The following is a 16,547-nucleotide window of genomic DNA, read 5'->3' on the forward strand; positions in this document are numbered from 1 at the left end:
TTTCAAGTGCCGCGTTGTCGTCAAGTGCGCTGTGTGGTTGCTGCCGGGGTTGTTCTGGTGCTGCTGGTGTGACTGGTGTGGCTTCTGCCACGAATCTAGCTCGAAAACCCGTGCGTATCAAACATCTGTTCGACGCGAGTTGTCGCAACACGAGACTTTGTCGGACCGGCGTGGTAGAAATCGAACATGCGTTCTTTCGAACGCCTGATCGAACACCCGGACTTGGCAAGGACCTGGGATCGAGAAAGCTCTCCGGAGCGTCGACTCCCAGGAACATCGAGGAGGTTCTGATGAGCGTTGCGATGGACAGTGGTTACACGTACTCGGGTGGTCGCGGGTACTCGGGTGGACACGGGTACTCCGGTGGTCACGGTTACCCGGGTGGTCACGGCGAGGCTGAGCGTGGGCACGTACCGGCACGCCGCGCGGGGGACGTGCGTCCGCTCCGCCGGACGGTCGCCGATCGCCGGCCCGGTGGCAGGCCGCTCGAGTACGGCCGGGTGCGGGTCCCGGTCTCGCGCGCCCCGCATGCCGTGGACCGGCGCGGAGTCGGTTTCGGATCGACGGTGGTGGGGGTGCTGCTCTCGGTGCTGGTCGTGGTCGGGTTGCTCGGCATCGCGCAGTTGCGGTCGAACCCCGGCGCGGTGCCCGGCCGCACGGAGGTCGTGCAGGTGCGCAGTGGGGAGTCGCTGAGCGAGATCGCGACCCGGGTCGCTCCGGACTTCCCCGTGAACCAGGTAGTCGAGCGGATCGTCGCCCTGAATGCGCTCGGTGGGTCCGGCCTGCATCCGGGCCAGTCACTCGTTGTGCCTGCAGGCTGAGCGGGGACACGCGCGATGACGCCGGGCGCGGCGGTATCCTCGAACCCTGTTGGCCCCACCACATCCAGTGGACAAGTCGGGCACCTCGGTTCAGACGAAGGACTCGCCATGCATTGCCCGTTCTGCCGGCATCCAGATTCGCGCGTCGTCGACTCCAGGGAGGCGGACGAGGGCCAGGCGATTCGCCGTCGGCGATCCTGCCCGGAATGCGGCCGTCGATTCACCACCGTCGAGACCGCCGTGCTGTCCGTCGTCAAGCGCAGCGGCGTCACCGAGCCGTTCAGTCGCGAGAAGGTCGTCCGTGGCGTACGGCGGGCCTGCCAGGGTCGGGCGGTGGACGACGACTCGCTCTACAAGCTCGCGCAGAAGGTCGAAGAAACAGTCCGGGCCGGCGGGTCCGCGGAGATCCCGAGCAACGAAGTGGGCCTGGCGATCCTGGGTCCGCTCCGCGATCTCGACGAGGTCGCGTACCTCCGCTTTGCGTCGGTGTACCGCTCGTTCAGCTCGGCCGAGGATTTCGAGCGTGAGATCAAGGACCTGCGCGTGCACCGCGAGGACGTCGCCGCCGCGGAGGCCCGGGGCGACAGTCCCGAGTGACGCGCCGCCGCGGGTCGCACGTGAGCCCGGACCAGCCTGAAGCTACCGGGTGATCGCCGCGATCGCCTTGCGGACCCGCTTGTCCGACACGGGATACGGAGTGCCGAGCGACTGGGCGAACAACCCGACCCGCAGCTCCTCGATCATCCACCGCACGGCGTCCACGTCGGCGTCGTGATGCCGCCGCTCGTCGAGGCGGGTGAGCAGTCGGCCGTAGTCGTCGTAGACGGTGTCGAGCACGGCCAGGGACTGCCGGTCACGGGTCGCCGAGCCGGGTAGCGCCTCGAGTCGCTTGACGGCGGCGTCGAGATAGCGCGGCAATTCGCGCAGACGCGTGGTGCCGGTGTCCGCCACGAAACCCGGGTACACCAACGAGTCCAGCTGCTCACGGACGTCGTCGGTGGCCTCGCCGCGGGTCTGGTCGAGCAGGACCCCCAGTTGCTGGGCGCGCGCCAGCACCGGGACCACCAGCCGCACCAGCACCGCGACCTGGCGGGGGAGGTCGCCGCGCACCGCGGCCTGCAGCTTCTCGTAGCCCTCGGGTGTGCGGGACGGTCCGCCGGCGGCATCCATCAGCTCGTCCACCGCGCACGCCCGGCAGTCCTCGACGAGGGCTTCGACGCTGCCGTGCGGATTCTGGCTCAGTGCCAACCGGTCCCGGGTTCCGAGCCCACCGACCGCGGACTTCGTGGGGGTCGGGATCGCGCGCAGCAGCAGCGCCCGGGTGCCCTCCCGCATCGCGCGGCGCTGCTGCGCCGGTGTGCTCAGCACCCGCACGGCGACGCCGTCCGCCTCCGCGACCAGGGCCGGGTAGCCGACGACCTTCTGGCCACCGAGGTCGCGGGAGACCGTCTCCGGCAGCGAGCCGAGGGTCTCGGAGGTCCACACGGTCGCGGCGGGACGTTCGGTGGTCGCGGCGGCCTTCGACACGGCGGCCGCGACGCGGGACGACTGCTGGGCGCGCAGGTCGTCGACACTCTTGCTGCGGCCGAGGACCTTTCCGCCGGGATCGACGGCGACGAAGGTCATCCGCAGGTGCTCGGGCAGAGCGGTGACGTCGAAGTCGGTGGGTGCGATGGGGGTGCCTGCCATCCGGGTGAGCTCGCGCGCCATCGCCACGGTGAGCGGTTCGGTGCGCGGCTTGACCGCCGACAGGGCCGCCTTCGCGAAGTCGGGCGCCGGGACCACGGTGCGCCGCAGCGGCTTCGGGAGTGACTTGATCAGCGCGGTGACGAGTTCCTCACGCATGCCGGGGACCAGCCAGTCGAACCCGACCGACCGGAGCTGGGCCAGGACCGCGACCGGAATCCGTGCGGTCACACCGTCGTCCTCGGTGCCCGGTTCGAACTGGTAGGTCAGCGGGAACGAGATGTCGCCCTGGCGCCAGGTGTTCGGGTAGTCCCCGCCCAGCACGCCGGCCGCGTCCGGGTTCACGACCTGTGCCGCGGTGAAGGTGAGCAGTTCCGGATCGGCCCGTCGTGCCTTCTTCCACCAGGTGTCGAAGTGCCTCGCGGACACCGCTTCTGCGCCGACGCGCTGGTCGTAGAACTCGAACAGGGCCTCGTCGTCGACCAGGATGTCGCGCCTGCGCGCCCTGGTCTCCATCTCCTCGACGTCGTCGAGCAGTGCGCGGTTGCGGTGGAAGAACTGGTGCTGGGTCTGCCACTCGCCCTGCACCAGGGCGTGCCGGATGAACAGCTCGCGGGAGGCCTCGGGGTCGATGGAACTGTAGGTGACCGCGCGCTTGGCGACGAGCGGGATGCCGTAGAGGGTCACCCGCTCGTAGGCCATCGCGCAGGCCCGCTTGGTGGACCAGTGCGGCTCCGAGTACGTCCGCTTGACCAGGTGCGGGGCAAGCTTCTCGGCCCATTCCGGCTCGATGCCGGCTGCCATCCGCCCCCAGAGCCGGGTGGTCTCGACCAGTTCGGCGGCCATCACCCAGCGCGGTGGCTTCTTGAACAGGGACGAGCCGGGGAACACCGCGAAGCGGGCGCCGCGCGCGCCGAGGAAGTCGCGCTTGTCTCCCTCACGCAGGCCGATGTGCGAGAGCAGGCCCGACAACAGCGCTTGGTGCACCGAGTCCGGCGAGGCGCCAGCCCCCTCGTTCGAGGTGGCGTCGGCCACGCTCCAGCCGAGTCCGCGGGTGATCTGCGAGAGCTGGCCGTGCAGGTCCTGCCATTCCCGGATCCGCAGCCAGTGCAGGAACTCGGCCTTGCACATCTTCCGGAACTGGTTCGACGACAGTTCTCGTCGTTGTTCGCGCAGGTAGTCCCAGAGCTTGAGATAGGCGAGGAAGTCCGAGCCCGCGACGTTGAACCGGGCGTGTTTCTCGTCGGCGGCCTGCTGGTGCTCGACGGGACGCTCGCGGACGTCCTGGATCGAGAGGGCGGAGACGATGACGAGCGTCTCGCGCAGGCAGCCGGTGGCGTGGGCGTGGGCGAGCATGCGGGCCATCCGCGGGTCCACGGGTAGCTGTGCGAGTTCCCGTCCGACCGGCGTCAGTTCGGCGACGCCGTCCTTGCCGGCCGGCTTGATCGCGCCGAGTTCCTCGAGCAGCGCGACGCCGTCACGCACGGCGCGGGGGTCGGGTGGCTGGACGAACGGGAACGCGGCGATGTCGCCGAGGCCGAGCGCGGTCATCTGCAGGACCACCGAGGCCAGGTTGGTGCGCAGGATCTCCGGTTCGGTGAACTCCGGACGGGACTCGAAGTCCTCCTCCGAGTACAGCCGGATGCAGATACCGTCCGCGACACGACCACAGCGGCCGGCGCGCTGGCGGGCCGAGGCCTGCGAGATCTCCTCGATCGGCAGGCGCTGCACCTTCGTCCGCACCGAGTAGCGGGAGATGCGGGCGGTGCCGGGGTCGACGACGTACCGGATGCCGGGCACCGTCAGCGAGGTCTCGGCGACGTTGGTGGACAGCACAACTCGGCGTCCGGTGTGTCTCTCGAACACCCGGTGCTGCTCGGCTGCGGACAGTCGCGCGTAGAGCGGCAGGACGTCGAGACCACGAATCTTGCGCTCGCGCAACGCTTCCGCGGTGTCGCGGATCTCACGTTCGCCGGACAGGAACACCAGCACGTCGCCGTCGCCCGCCGCGAGCAGTTCCTCGACCGCCTCGCCGACGGCATCGACGGGGTCGCGGTCGAAGGTCTGCTCACCGACGTGCACGGTCAGCGGCCGGTAACGCATCTCCACCGGGAAGGTACGGCCCGACACCTCGACGATCGGTGCGGGCACCCCGTCGACGGCGAAGTGCTCGGCGAACCGTTCGGGGTCGATGGTCGCCGAGGTGATGATCACCTTGAGGTCGGGCCGGCGGGGGAGCAGCTGCTTGAGGTAGCCGAGGATGAAGTCGATGTTGAGGCTGCGCTCGTGCGCCTCGTCGATGATCAGGGTGTCGTAGCGGCGCAGCAGCCGGTCGCGTTGGATCTCGGCGAGCAGGATGCCGTCGGTCATCAGCTTGACCAGGGTGCCGTCGGAGACCTGGTCGGTGAAGCGGACGGTGTAGCCGACGCTCTCGCCGAGTGGGGTGTCGAGTTCCTCGGCGATCCGCTCCGCGACGGTCCGGGCCGCGAGCCGCCGGGGCTGGGTGTGTCCGATCAGGCCGCGGATGCCGCGACCGAGGTCGAGACAGATCTTCGGGATCTGCGTGGTCTTGCCGGAACCGGTCTCGCCGGCGACGATCACCACCTGGTGCGATTCGATGGCGGCGGCGATGTCGTCGCGGCGGGCGCTGACCGGCAACGCCTCGGGGTAGCTGGTCTTCGGGACGTGTGCGCGGCGGGTGGCGACGCGCGCCTGCGCCTGCGTGACGTCCCGGCCGAGCGCGGCCAACGCCTCGGGGCTGCGAGCGCGGTCGAGCTTGCGGCGCAACCGATGCTCGTCGCGGAGGGTGAGGTCGGGCAGGAGTCGGCTGATCTCGCGCCGGTCGAGGCCTGGCTGCGCGGCGGGCGGTGTGGTGGACATGCTGCAGACAGCCTATCGAAGCCCACCGCGGCGGACCGGCCCGGCGCACGCGCGTCGAATCCCGCGCCGGTGCACGCGCGTCGAACCCGCGCCGGTGCCCTGCGCGTGCGACGATCTGCCGGTGAGCGACCTCGCCGAGAAGCCGGCCCATCCCCACACGCATCCACTCGTCCGTGTCCTGCGCCTGGCACTGGCGGTGCTGGGCGTCGTCGCCTTGATGTGGATTCCAGTGCACAGCGGGGACAGTCCCGGTTTCAGTTACTTCAACTACTTCAGCTACTTCACCGTCCTGAGCAACGTGCTGGCCGCGATCGTGCTCGTGGTGGGTGCCGTCACCGACCCCCAGGGCACACGGTGGCAACTGTTCCGGGGTGCAGTGACCGTCTACATGGTCATCACCGGCATCGTGTACGCGGTGCTGTTGGCGAACATCGACGTCGGCATGCAGGGCCAGTGGACGAACGAGGTCGTGCACCGGCTGCTGCCGCTGGTGCTGTTCCTGGACTGGGTGCTCAACCCGCCGCGGATGCGGATCAGCGACGCGCAGTCCCTCACCTGGCTGTGGTTTCCCTTCGTCTACGGCGTGTACACGCTCATCCGCGGTCCGATCGTGGACTGGTATCCCTACCCGTTCATCAACCCCACCGACCAGGGCTACCTGCAGATGTCCATCGGACTGGTCGTGCTGCTCATCGGATTCGTCCTCATCAGCCTCGCCGTCAACGTCGCCGGGCGGCTGGGTCGGCGCTGGCGATACGGTGAGGACACTCCCTCGGCGTCCGTCGGGGGAGTCGACAGGGAGGTCGAGTAATGAGTTCGAGCGGTTCACTCTGGCACGGGTTCGCCGACATGGGCGCGGTCCAGCGTGACGGCGCGTTCGTGGTCAGCCGCGGTGACGGCGCCTACATCTGGGACGACCGGGGCACCCGGTACCTCGACGCGACCGCCGGCCTGTGGTTCACCAACGTCGGGCACGGCCGCACCGAGATCGCGGACGCGGTGGCGAAGCAGCTGTCGACGGTCGCGCACTTCTCGAACTTCGGTGACTTCGCGCCCGAGACGACCATTGCCCTCGCCGAGCGGCTGGCCGCGATCGCCCCGGTGCCCGGGAGCAAGATCTTCTTCACCTCCGGCGGCTCGGACTCGGTGGACACCGCGGCGAAGCTCGCCCGGCGCTACTGGCACGAGATGGGCAGGCCCGGCAAGAAGATCGTCGTCGGTCGCCAGAAGGCCTACCACGGCATGCACGTCGCCGGCACCGCGCTCGCAGGCATCCCGGTCAACCGCGAGAACTACGGCGAACTGATGCCGGACGCGCGAACGGTGGAGTGGGACAACGCGAAGAGCCTGCTCGAGCTGATCGAGCGTGAGGGCGCCGACTCGATCGCGGCGTTCTTCTGCGAGCCGATCATCGGTGCCGGCGGCGTCTACCTGCCGCCGGAGGGCTACCTCGCCGAGGTCCGAGAGATCTGCCGCGACCACGACATCCTGTTCGTCGTCGACGAGGTGGTCACGGGGTTCGGCCGGATCGGCGGCGCCTGGTTCGCGTCGACCCGGTTCGACCTGCAGCCCGACATGGTGACCACGGCCAAGGGGCTGACGTCGGGTTACGTCCCGATGGGTGCGGTGTTCATCGCGCCGCGGGTCGCCGAGCCGTTCTTCGCCGGCGGCGTGTGGTGGCGGCACGGGTACACCTACGGTGGTCACGCCGGCGCGGCCGCCGCGGCGATGGCGAACCTGGACATCATCGAGCGCGAGAACCTGCTCGCCGAGTCCGCACGGCTGGAACGTTCGCTGCACGAGCACCTTTCGCCGCTGGCCGAGCATCCGCGAGTGCAGGAGGTGCGCAGCGGACTCGGTGCGGTGGCGGCGGTGCAACTGGCCGACCCGGCCGAGGCGTTGCCGTTCGTGAAGACGCTGCGCGAGCACGGCATCTCGGGGCGCGCCGCGGGCGTCGGTGCGATGCAGATCTCACCGTCGTTCGTGATGACCGACGACCAGGTCGCCGAGATGGCGTCGGGCATTCGCGCCGCGCTGGGTTAGGCGGCTCCGCCGCCTGTGCGCGCCGTTCACCCCGATCGGGGTGAACGGCGCGCACAGTTCGGGTCAGCGCCCGCGGCGAATCAATTGCGAGAGACGTTGGGCGAGGGTGGGTTTCACCGGTGTGAGATCCACCCTAGGCCGGTCGGCGGCCGTGGTGGCCTGCGCGAAGCGGGCGTGCAACCGGGACCGCACCTCGTCCGGCGTGTACGCCCGACGCTTGCGTTCTGACTGGACCGCGAACGCCCCGGTGGCGGCGACACCGACGACGCCGGCGAGTCCGACGAGCTTCCACAGGGCTCTGGCGTTGAGGCGCATGGCTTTAGGCTAGGGCCATGAGTCGGCGGATGCACGAATCGCAGGTGAGCCTGGACGTGGCCGTGGACGCCACCCGGACCGGGGACATCTGGATCTTCCGTGGGCAGTCCGGCGCCGATCGTGCCATCCAGACGCTGACCAACAGTCCCGTCAACCACGTGGGCATGTCCGTGGTCCTCGACGACCTGCCGCCGCTGATGTGGCACGCCGAGCTCGGCCACTCACTGCAGGACATGTGGACCGGCCGCTTCCAACGCGGGGTCCAACTGCACGACCTCCGGGCCGCGGTGCAGGTGTGGGGCGCGCGGTACGGCCAGCGAGGCTGGATCCGTCAACTCGACCGCCCGGTCACGAGGGCGCAGGAGGACGAGCTGATGCGCACCATCGCCCGACTGGACGGGACTCCGTTCCCGTCCACCGCGAAGCTCGCCTCGCGCTGGTTCGGGGGCAGGCTGCCGTCGCTGCATAGACGCCGCGACGACGAGAAGGCGGCGGGCCTGGAGAGCGCGTACTGCGCCGAGGTGGTCGCGCAGACCTACGAGTCGATGGGCCTGCTGACCGAGCGGAGGAAGACGAACTGGTACGACCCGGGTCGGTTCTGGAGCGGGGACCGCCTTCCGCTCGCCGACGGCGTCCGGTTGGGCGGCGAGGTCGAAGTGGTGCTCAGCGAGGCGGATCTGGTGGCAGGGCGCGCCCCGAGGGACTGATCTCCCGGCCCATCCAGTGACCGGCGCCACTTTTGTACGGTGTCCGTCGTCACATTTCCGACGCGAACCGCGAAGTCTGGTTCGTCTCGAATCGCCGTGGTGCGCTGGGGGGACTCCCCCGCTACGGCATTGGTAACGAATTGTCTCGGCGAATCGCCGCCCCGTGACCAACTCGTGACAATCACCTACGGTCATTCACAGCTCGAGACAACCGAGCTACCGCCGACCCGCTACCGCTCGATCCTGTCCCGCGGGCCGGACGCCACCAACTCCCCGGGACAGGAGTGCGACGGAGCCACGCTCGCCCTGCGCCCTGTAGGCGCCCGAGCCCCGTCCGCCAGCGGCAAGGAGAGGATCTACCCGAATGAACAGCTTCACCATCAAGCGCGCCGTCGGCGCCGTTGTCGCCACCGGCGCGCTCGTCGCCGTTCCCTTCGCGATGAGCACCGGTACCGCCTCTGCCGCCGGCCACAACTGGGACGGCGTCGCGAACTGCGAGAGCAGTGGCAACTGGTCCACCAACACCGGCAACGGCTTCTACGGTGGCCTGCAGTTCACCCAGAGCACCTGGAACGCCTACGGCGGCTCGGGCAGCGCCAGCAATGCCAGCAAGGCGGAGCAGATCCGTGTCGCGGAGAACGTGCTCGCGGGCCAGGGCGTCGGTGCGTGGCCGGTCTGCGGCCAGTACCTGACGTCGGGCGCCTCGGACGTGTCCGAGCCGGTCACCTACGAGGCCCCGGCCGCCAACCCGGTCCAGCAGGCTGCCTCGCAGATCGCCGAGTCCGCGCCGGTCCAGACCCTCGGTGCCTCCACCTATGTCGTCCAGCTCGGCGACACCCTCTCGAAGATCGCCGCCGACCACGGCGTCGACCTGTCGAAGCTGGCCACCCAGGTGCAGAACATCGACCTGATCTTCCCCGGTCAGACGCTTGCGCTCTGACCGAGTCTGATCAGCCCAGACGCTTGCGCTCTGATCGAGTCTGATCAGCCCAGACGCTTGCGCTCTGATCGAGTCTGATCAGTTCAGACGCCGTCTCCCTCAGGGGAGGCGGTGCCGAGGGGCCCCGATGGCGAGTTGTTCGCCGCCGGGGCCCCTCGTGCGTTGTCGACGGCGTGCTGCATGTCCGTCAGGAATCCGAGGATTGTCGCCATCTCTCGTGGGCTGTACCTGTCGAGGGCGGCCGTCGCGTGTGCGATCACCGGACCGAAGAACGACTGCCCGAGTGTGATCGCCGCGGGGGTGACCTCTATGTGCACCCGCCGGCGGTCCTGGGGGTCGCGCTCGCGTCGCACGTGTCCCGCCTTCTCGAGGCGGTCGATCAGTGCCGTGACGGACGCAGAGTTGAGGTGCAGTTCCCGCCCCAGCAGACCCGGGGTTGCGGGTCGGCGACTGCGTTCGGTGTCCAACAGGCAGATCAGGGCACGGATATCGGTGGGGTGCAGTCCGTGGGCGCGGGCGAATTCCGCCCCCAATAGATGCAGCTCGACCGTCAGTGTGCGAAGGCGATGCACTGCCTCGACGGATTCGTCCGCCGTCCGGTTCTCGGTTCCCACGGTGGTCTCCCGTTCCTCTTGACGCACACTCTACTGTCTCGATAGAACTATTATCTCGACCAATCGAGATAATAGAATCGAGGATCCGGATGGCCCACCCGTCGGTGCTTGACTTCACGACCACACCCTCCGGGGTCGACTTCTTTCGCAAGTACGACCGTGTGCTCGAGAAGTGGCCGATCGGCACGGTCGGGCTCGATCTCGACTCGGAGTACGGAACGACCCGTGTCAACGCGTGCGGTCCGGTGGACGCTCCACCGGTCCTGCTCCTCCCGGGTGCGGGCGCGACCTCCACGGTGTGGTTCGCGAACGCCGCCGCACTTGCGGAGCGGTACCGGGTTCTCGCGGTAGACCTGATGGGCGACGCCGGCCGCAGCGCCGCGAGTGGTCGGAGGATTCGGGGTGTCGACGACCTGCTCGGCTGGATCGACACGGTGGCGCAGGGGACGGGGCTCGACTCGTTCGCCGTGGTCGGTCATTCGTACGGGGCGATGATCGCGCTCGCGTACGCCCTCGGCCGCCCAGACAGGGTTCGGAAGATGGCGTTGCTCGACCCCAATTCCTGCTTCGCTGGCATGCGACCGGGATATCTGGCCCGCGCAGTTCCGCTACTGGTGCGGCCGACCGAGAAGCGCGAACGTCACTTCATCCGGTGGGAGACCGACCGGCGGGAGGTCGACGAGAGCTGGTTGGATCTGATCGCCTGCGGGACGGCCTCGTTCCCGAAGTCGAAGACGGTGGTCCCCAAGCGTCCGTCGCGGGAGGCCGTCTCCGCATTGACAGTCGATACGACAGTGATCCTCGCCGCGGAGAGCCGGGTGCACGACAGCAAGTCGGTGGCCGCGGCGATCGGGGCGTCGGCTCCGCGGCTGCGGACCTGCGTGATCGAGGGCGCCACGCACCACACGATGCCGATGAGTCCCGCGACCGCGGTGAGCGAGGCGATTCTCGCTGCGATCGACGGTCCGCGCTGAACCGCTACACCTGCCGGGTCTCCTGGGGGTAGACCCGGCCGCCGACCTCGATCCAGCCGTCGGGGGAGTAGTGGGTGAGCAGGTGCGAGCCGCGTCCCTGGGTGATGTGCAGGTTCCGGCGCAGGTGATCGGTGATCCGTACCGCGGCGGCGCCGGTCGCCTCGTCTTCAGGGACGCCGAGGCCGGGGGCGAACATGCGGGATCGGATCGCGCCCTCGCCCGCCCACGCCCACAGGTAGTGGTGGCCGCTGTCGAAGGCGGCGGCGCGGGCGCCCTGCACGGCCGTCGAGTCGGGGGCCGCGTGCAGGGTGAAGTCGGGTGCCCAGTCGGCTTTCGCGCGGACCCAGGTGATCGCGTTCTCGACGCGGGTGGTGACCGGGCCGGCGGGCACCTCGAGGGTGTCGACAGGCAGTCCGCGTCGACGCAGCCACCATGACAGCCCGACGGTCGGATGGCCGGCGAACGGGAGTTCGGTGGTGGGGGTGAAGATCTGCGCGGTGGCCACGGTCTCGCCGGGCTCGGGCAGGTCGACGAAGACGGTTTCGCTGTATCCGAGGTCGGCCGCGAGCTGCTGGCGTCCGGGCGGCGCCACCGACGCGGCGTCGACGATGGCGAGTGGATTGCCGTGTCGCCCATCGGGATCGGTGAACACCCGGACGACGTCTACCTCGATGCTCATGGATGAACGATACCGCTGTACACAACGATCGGACCCCCGAAACGACTGTGCGCGCCGTGCACCCCGGTTGGGGTACACGGCGCGCACGGGCGGCGCAGCCGCCTCGCTAGGCGAGCGTCTCGTTCGCGACGATCGCCTGGGCGACGCCCTGGAGCGTCGCGGCGACCTTGACGGACTCCCAGACCTGCTCCTTGGTGAGGCCCTCCTTGCGCACGACGGCGTCGTGCGCGGCGGTGCAGTCGTGGCAACCGTTGATGGTGGACACGGCCAGCGACCAGAGCTCGAAGTCGGCCTTCTCGACGCCGGGGCTGCCGATGATGTTCATCCGCAGGCCCATCCGCACCTGAGCGAACTCGTCGCCGAGGAAGCTCTTGGCGCGGTACGCGACGTTGTTCATGCCCATGATCGAGGCGGCGCCGAGGGCGGCGTTGTAGGCCTCCGCGGACAGCACGTCCGCGGCCTCCTCCGCGATCTCGCGCAGCACGGTCGCCGACTTGGTGGCGGCGGCGCAGGCGAGGAAGGTGCCCCACAGCTGCTGCTCGTTCAGCTCGGTCGAGCGAGCTAGCGAGCCCAGGTTGAGCTTGAGGTCCTTGGCGTACTCCGGAAGGGAGTTCTTCAGGTTCTCGACGGACATCGCTTAGACGCTTTCCTTGAGGAGCTCGCCGGCGTTGATCGTCGGGTCGCCCTTCTTCCAGTTGCAGGCGCACAGCTCGTCGGACTGCAGCGCGTCGAGGACACGCAGGACCTCGTCGACGTTGCGGCCCACGGAGCCCGCGGTGACGGACACGAACTGGATCTCGTTGTTCGGGTCGATGATGAAGGTGGCGCGGTCCGCGACACCGTCGGCGTTGAGGACGCCGGTGGCCTCGGCCAGCTCACGCTTGAGGTCCGAGAGCATCGGGAACGGGAGGGTCTTGAGGTCCTCGTGCTGTGCACGCCACTGGAAGTGCACGAACTCGTTGTCGACGGAGGCGCCGAGCACCTGCGCGTCGCGGTCCGCGAACTCGTCGTTGAGCTTGCCGAAGGCGGCGATCTCGGTGGGGCAGACGAAGGTGAAGTCCTTCGGCCAGAAGAAGACGATGCGCCACTTGCCGGCGTAGTCGTCGCTGGTGACCGTGGTGAAGTAGTCGTCGGGCTGCTGTGCGTCGACCTTGGTGAGGTCGCCGCCGATGACGGCCTTGAGGTTGTATGCCGGGAACTGGTCGCCGATGGTCAGCAGAGCCATGTGTTGTCGTCCTCCTAGTTGGTGACTTCGAACTTCTTCGCGCGCAGCGGCACCCGGTGGGTGGTCGCTGGATGTGTCGTAACACCGCCGAACGGGTCGTGCGGGTCTGGACTGAGCAGGTCCGCGACCGGCGTTCTTTGGTATGAGTCCATAGTGCCCGAAACCTTTCAAAAGGTAAAGGCGATAGATGCCACTACACTGATAAGCATGTCCGATCAGAGTTATCAGCCGACACTCTCGCAGCTGCGTGCCTTCGTCGCGGTGGCCGAGTATCGCCACTTCGGCACGGCCGCAGCACGTTTGAGTGTGAGCCAACCCACACTCTCGCAGGCGTTGGCGGCCCTCGAGAACGGTCTCGGGGTGCAGTTGATCGAGCGCAGCACCCGGCGAGTGCTCGTCACCCCGGCCGGGTCGGCGTTGCTCGCCCAGGCGAAGGTGATCCTCGACGCGGCCGACGGATTCGTCGCGACCGCGGCCGGCGTCGGTGACGCGCTCGCCGGAGCGCTACGCATCGGACTGATCCCCACGGTCGCTCCCTACGTGCTGCCCGCGCTACTGCCCGCGCTGCGTTCCGAACTTCCCGCGGTGACGCCGCAGGTGGTCGAGGACCAGACCGCCCGACTGCTGGAGGCGCTGCGCGGCGGGGCGCTCGACGTCGCGGTCCTCGCACTGCCCTCCGAGGCGCCCGGGATGGTCGAAATTCCGTTGTACACCGAGGAGTTCGTGGTCGTGGTGCCGACCGGGCACGCGCTGGCCGGTCGCGACGACCTGGCTCTCGACGTGCTCGACGAGTTGCCGCTGCTGCTGCTCGACGAGGGTCACTGCCTGCGGGACCAGACCCTCGACCTGTGCCGGTCGGTGGACGCGCACCCCGTCTCCGGTGACACCAGGGCCACCTCGCTCACCACCGTGGTGCAGTGCGTGGCGGGCGGTCTGGGCGTGACTCTGGTGCCGGCGTCGGCGGTCGCGGTGGAGACCGCCCGGGGCGACCTCGCGACGGCACGCTTCGCCGCGCCCGCGCCGGGGCGCACGATCGGGCTGGTCTTCCGGGCGTCGAGCGGTCGGGCGGAGAAGTTCGGCCAGCTCGCCGAGTTGGTGCGGTCGGTGGCGCCGGTCCTTCCTCTCGGGTAGAGCAAACCTCGCAAACCGCTCGAGAAGGACGGGCCGTTGATAGCGTCGCTCACCGATCTGAGTCGTCCTGCAAGATGGGGTGTGCGTTGAGTTCGAAGAGTCTCGTGTCCGCGATCGGCCGCCGTCGTCGCGGGTCGCGCCGGTTCGGCGTGGCGGTCGCGACCGCCACGGTGGTTGCGTTCACGGGCGGTGTCGCGCAGGCTGCCCCCGACCTGGGCAGTTCGGGCAGTTCGGACACCGGCAGTCTGGACGCGGGGAGCCTCGCGAGCGGGAGTGTCGGCGCCGGCTCGTCGATTCCGCCGGCCCTGCAGGAGGATCCCGGCCCGCCGCCGCCCGTCCGCGACGACATCACCACCGCGGCGATCGTCGCCGAGTCCTCGCCGACCGCGCAGACCCAGCGGCTGACCGTCGCCTCTCCCGCACTGCGGCGCGAGGTCACCCTCGACGTGCTGCTGCCCGCGGACCGCTCCACCGCGCGGCCGGTGCTCTACATGCTGGACGGCGTCAGCGCCCGAAACAACAAGAGCGGCTGGATGACTCACGGTGCGCCCGAGTTCTTCGCCGACAAGGACACCAACGTGGTGATGATCAACGGCGGCCGCGGGAGCGTGTACACGGACTGGGACCAGGCCGACCCGAAACTCGGCTGGAACAAGTGGGAGACCTTCATCGCCGAGGAGTTGCCGCCGCTGATCGACGCGAAGCTCGGCACCAACCGGGTTCGCGCGGTCGCCGGACTGTCGATGGGCGGGCAGGCGGCGATGATGCTCACCCATCGCCACCCCGACCTCTACCGCGGCGTCGCGGCGTTCAGCGGTTGCTTCACCACCGACGACACCCTCGGCCGGCTCACCATTCAGACGTCAGTGACCTCGCAGGGCGGCGACCCGACGAACATGTGGTCCTCGCCCAACGGCCCGCAGTGGTCCGAGCACGACTCGGTCAAGAATGCGGAGAAGCTGCGCGACAAGCAGATCTACCTGTCGGTCGGCAACGGGATCCCCGGCAAGTACGAGTCGAACACCGACCCGAAGACCCTTGCCGTCGGCGTCGCGCTCGAGGTCGGGTCCAAGATGTGCACCGAGAAGCTCGAGTCTCGCCTCGACGCGCTGAAGATCCCCGTGACCGTGCGCTACGAGTCTCAGGGCATCCATGCCTGGGGGTACTGGACCGAGCAGCTGCCGAAGGCGTGGCCCACGCTGCGGAAGGCGCTGGGGCTGTAGGTCAACGCCTGCCGCGGCCCCCGGACCGCTTGCCGCCCTTGGTGGTTCGGCGTTCGGGGGTAGCGGTCCGCCCGGCGCGCGCCTGCTTGGCCGCCGTCTTCTGTGCCGCGGTCAGCTTGGGTGCGGGCTCGTCCGCGCCGCGGCCCCGGGAGCTGTTCGCGGTGCGTCCGCGCACGATCCCGACGAACTCCTCGACCAGTTCGGTGGTCGCGTCCTCGGGCCAGGCCAGTGCGACCGGCGACTCCGGGGCGTCCGTCACCGTCCGATAGGTCAGGTCCTTGCGGTGGTGCAGCCGGGCCAGGGACTGGGGGACCACCAGGACGCCGATGCCGGCGGCGACGAGTTCGATCGCGTCGGCGGTGGTGGCGGGCCGTTGCGCCGCGGGGACGCCGGGCAACGCGTCCCAATCCAGCGCGTCGTCGAGGGGATGCAGCACCACTTCGGCAGCCAGGTCGGCGCGCGTCACCGCGTCCGCCGCGGTGACCAGGTGGTCCTTCGGCACCACGACCACCGGCGTCTCGGAGTACAGCGCGATCACATTCAGTCCGGTCCGGTCGATCGGCAGTCGCACCAGCCCGGCATCGGCGGCGCCGCCGCGCAGTACTCCCGCGGCGTCGGCCGCCGTGGTCGTGGTGAGTTCGAGCGGGACCTCCGGTAGCCGTTCCTTCCAGATCCGCACCCACTTCGACGGGGTCACGCCGGGGACGTACGCGAGCCGGAACGGGATCGGTGCGGTGGGCTCGGTCATTTCGGTGAGCCTACCGGGGCGCGGGCGCGTTGCCCCTGCTCGATAGGCTGACCCCCATGAGTTCGCAGAAGACACCCCAGACGATGAAGCCCGCGACGGCGGCCAAGAAGCTGGGCGTGTACCTCGAGGCCACCCCCGCCGAGTTTCAGGCCGGTGAAGTCTCCCGCGACGAACTCGCCGAGCTGCGCGACAACCCGCCGCAGTGGTTGGTGGCGTTGCGCGCCGACGGCCCGCACCCGCGCCCGGTGGTCGCGGACAAGCTCGGCGTCTCCATCGCGGGCCTCGCCCGCGGCGGCGTGACCGACGCGCTGACCACCGCGCAGATCGACGCGCTGCTCGCCGACCAGCCGGACTGGCTGCGGGCCGAGCGCGCGTCGCTGGTGGAGGTCCGCAAGGACGAGAAGCGGATCAAGGAGCAGCAGGCGGCCAAGCGTGAGCAGTCGAACCGGCGCGAGCGGTTCGCGAAGCCGATCCACCACCCGAACGAGGACTGACCCCCCCGCGGCCGTGATCGGGGTAACGCCACGAGACGTGCCGTCGATGAGGTTAGGTGTCGTGGGA

At 69.2% G+C, this 16,547-nt stretch carries 17 protein-coding genes; 10 read left to right on the forward strand and 7 right to left on the reverse strand.

Features of this window, described 5'->3' with window-relative positions; translation table 11 throughout:
• Window positions 1-290 precede the first annotated feature (290 nt).
• Window positions 291-821: a LysM peptidoglycan-binding domain-containing protein gene (locus tag FK531_RS22455; RefSeq protein WP_181763002.1), complete on the forward strand. Its 531-nt coding sequence runs from the start codon at window positions 291-293 to the stop codon at window positions 819-821.
• 108 nt (window positions 822-929) lie between these two features.
• A complete protein-coding gene (gene nrdR, locus FK531_RS17090; RefSeq protein ID WP_142101463.1) occupies window positions 930-1,418 on the forward strand; it encodes a transcriptional regulator NrdR in 489 nt (162 codons plus the stop codon).
• Between the two features lie 42 nt (window positions 1,419-1,460).
• Here the strand turns inward: nrdR and hrpA are convergent, their stop codons facing one another.
• Window positions 1,461-5,387: an ATP-dependent RNA helicase HrpA gene (gene hrpA, locus FK531_RS17095; RefSeq protein ID WP_142101465.1), complete on the reverse strand. Its 3,927-nt coding sequence runs from the start codon at window positions 5,385-5,387 to the stop codon at window positions 1,461-1,463.
• Window positions 5,388-5,604: 217 nt separating this feature from the next.
• Here hrpA and FK531_RS17100 point away from each other — a divergent pair, with 217 nt between their 5' ends.
• Together FK531_RS17100 and FK531_RS17105 are read left to right on the forward strand one after the other, a co-directional pair.
• Window positions 5,605-6,198, forward strand: a complete 594-nt coding sequence (locus tag FK531_RS17100; protein ID WP_181763017.1) for a Pr6Pr family membrane protein — start codon at window positions 5,605-5,607, stop codon at window positions 6,196-6,198.
• On the forward strand, window positions 6,198-7,430 hold the full coding sequence (locus FK531_RS17105; protein WP_142101469.1) for an aminotransferase family protein: 1,233 nt from the start codon (window positions 6,198-6,200) through the stop codon (window positions 7,428-7,430). Before FK531_RS17100 ends, FK531_RS17105 begins: the two co-directional genes overlap by 1 nt.
• 63 nt (window positions 7,431-7,493) lie before the next feature.
• Here FK531_RS17105 and FK531_RS17110 read toward each other — a convergent pair whose 3' ends face one another.
• Window positions 7,494-7,745 carry a hypothetical protein gene (locus FK531_RS17110; RefSeq protein ID WP_142101471.1) on the reverse strand — a complete coding sequence of 84 codons (252 nt, stop codon included), beginning with the start codon at window positions 7,743-7,745 and terminating at the stop codon, window positions 7,494-7,496.
• 17 nt (window positions 7,746-7,762) lie between these two features.
• Between FK531_RS17110 and FK531_RS17115 the strand changes: the two genes are divergently transcribed.
• Both FK531_RS17115 and FK531_RS17120 read left to right on the forward strand, forming a co-directional pair.
• The gene (locus FK531_RS17115) at window positions 7,763-8,452 is read left to right on the forward strand and encodes a hypothetical protein (RefSeq protein WP_142101473.1); all 690 of its coding nucleotides are present in this window, start codon (window positions 7,763-7,765) and stop codon (window positions 8,450-8,452) included.
• 364 nt (window positions 8,453-8,816) lie between these two features.
• A complete protein-coding gene (locus FK531_RS17120; RefSeq protein ID WP_142101475.1) occupies window positions 8,817-9,392 on the forward strand; it encodes a transglycosylase family protein in 576 nt (191 codons plus the stop codon).
• 83 nt (window positions 9,393-9,475) lie between these two features.
• Here FK531_RS17120 and FK531_RS17125 read toward each other — a convergent pair whose 3' ends face one another.
• Window positions 9,476-10,006 carry a MarR family winged helix-turn-helix transcriptional regulator gene (locus FK531_RS17125; RefSeq protein ID WP_142101477.1) on the reverse strand — a complete coding sequence of 177 codons (531 nt, stop codon included), beginning with the start codon at window positions 10,004-10,006 and terminating at the stop codon, window positions 9,476-9,478.
• An 89-nt stretch (window positions 10,007-10,095) separates the two neighbouring features.
• Here FK531_RS17125 and FK531_RS17130 point away from each other — a divergent pair, with 89 nt between their 5' ends.
• A complete protein-coding gene (locus tag FK531_RS17130) occupies window positions 10,096-10,980 on the forward strand; it encodes an alpha/beta fold hydrolase (RefSeq protein WP_142101479.1) in 885 nt (294 codons plus the stop codon).
• A 4-nt stretch (window positions 10,981-10,984) separates the two neighbouring features.
• Here FK531_RS17130 and FK531_RS17135 read toward each other — a convergent pair whose 3' ends face one another.
• From FK531_RS17135 to FK531_RS17145, 3 genes are all read right to left on the reverse strand, one after another.
• Window positions 10,985-11,659, reverse strand: a complete 675-nt coding sequence (locus tag FK531_RS17135; RefSeq protein WP_142101481.1) for a PhzF family phenazine biosynthesis protein — start codon at window positions 11,657-11,659, stop codon at window positions 10,985-10,987.
• A 106-nt stretch (window positions 11,660-11,765) separates the two neighbouring features.
• The gene (ahpD, locus tag FK531_RS17140) at window positions 11,766-12,293 is read right to left on the reverse strand and encodes an alkylhydroperoxidase, AhpD family (protein WP_142101483.1); all 528 of its coding nucleotides are present in this window, start codon (window positions 12,291-12,293) and stop codon (window positions 11,766-11,768) included.
• Between the two features lie 3 nt (window positions 12,294-12,296).
• Window positions 12,297-12,884, reverse strand: coding sequence for a peroxiredoxin (locus FK531_RS17145; protein WP_142101485.1), 588 nt, complete (start codon window positions 12,882-12,884; stop codon window positions 12,297-12,299).
• Window positions 12,885-13,091: 207 nt separating this feature from the next.
• Here FK531_RS17145 and FK531_RS17150 point away from each other — a divergent pair, with 207 nt between their 5' ends.
• Window positions 13,092-14,015 (forward strand): hydrogen peroxide-inducible genes activator, encoded by a 924-nt coding sequence (locus FK531_RS17150; protein WP_142101487.1) that lies wholly within the window; start codon window positions 13,092-13,094, stop codon window positions 14,013-14,015.
• A gap of 86 nt (window positions 14,016-14,101) precedes the next feature.
• Window positions 14,102-15,238 (forward strand): alpha/beta hydrolase, encoded by a 1,137-nt coding sequence (locus tag FK531_RS17155; protein ID WP_246098229.1) that lies wholly within the window; start codon window positions 14,102-14,104, stop codon window positions 15,236-15,238.
• 1 nt (window position 15,239) lies between these two features.
• Here FK531_RS17155 and FK531_RS17160 read toward each other — a convergent pair whose 3' ends face one another.
• Window positions 15,240-15,986 (reverse strand): LysR substrate-binding domain-containing protein, encoded by a 747-nt coding sequence (locus FK531_RS17160; RefSeq protein WP_142101491.1) that lies wholly within the window; start codon window positions 15,984-15,986, stop codon window positions 15,240-15,242.
• A gap of 56 nt (window positions 15,987-16,042) precedes the next feature.
• Between FK531_RS17160 and FK531_RS17165 the strand changes: the two genes are divergently transcribed.
• Entirely contained in the window at window positions 16,043-16,480 is a 438-nt protein-coding gene (locus tag FK531_RS17165; RefSeq protein WP_142101493.1) for a DUF5997 family protein, read from the forward strand.
• Window positions 16,481-16,547 lie beyond the last annotated feature (67 nt).

Source organism: Rhodococcus spelaei, assembly GCF_006704125.1.
Classification (GTDB): domain Bacteria; phylum Actinomycetota; class Actinomycetes; order Mycobacteriales; family Mycobacteriaceae; genus Rhodococcus_G; species Rhodococcus_G spelaei.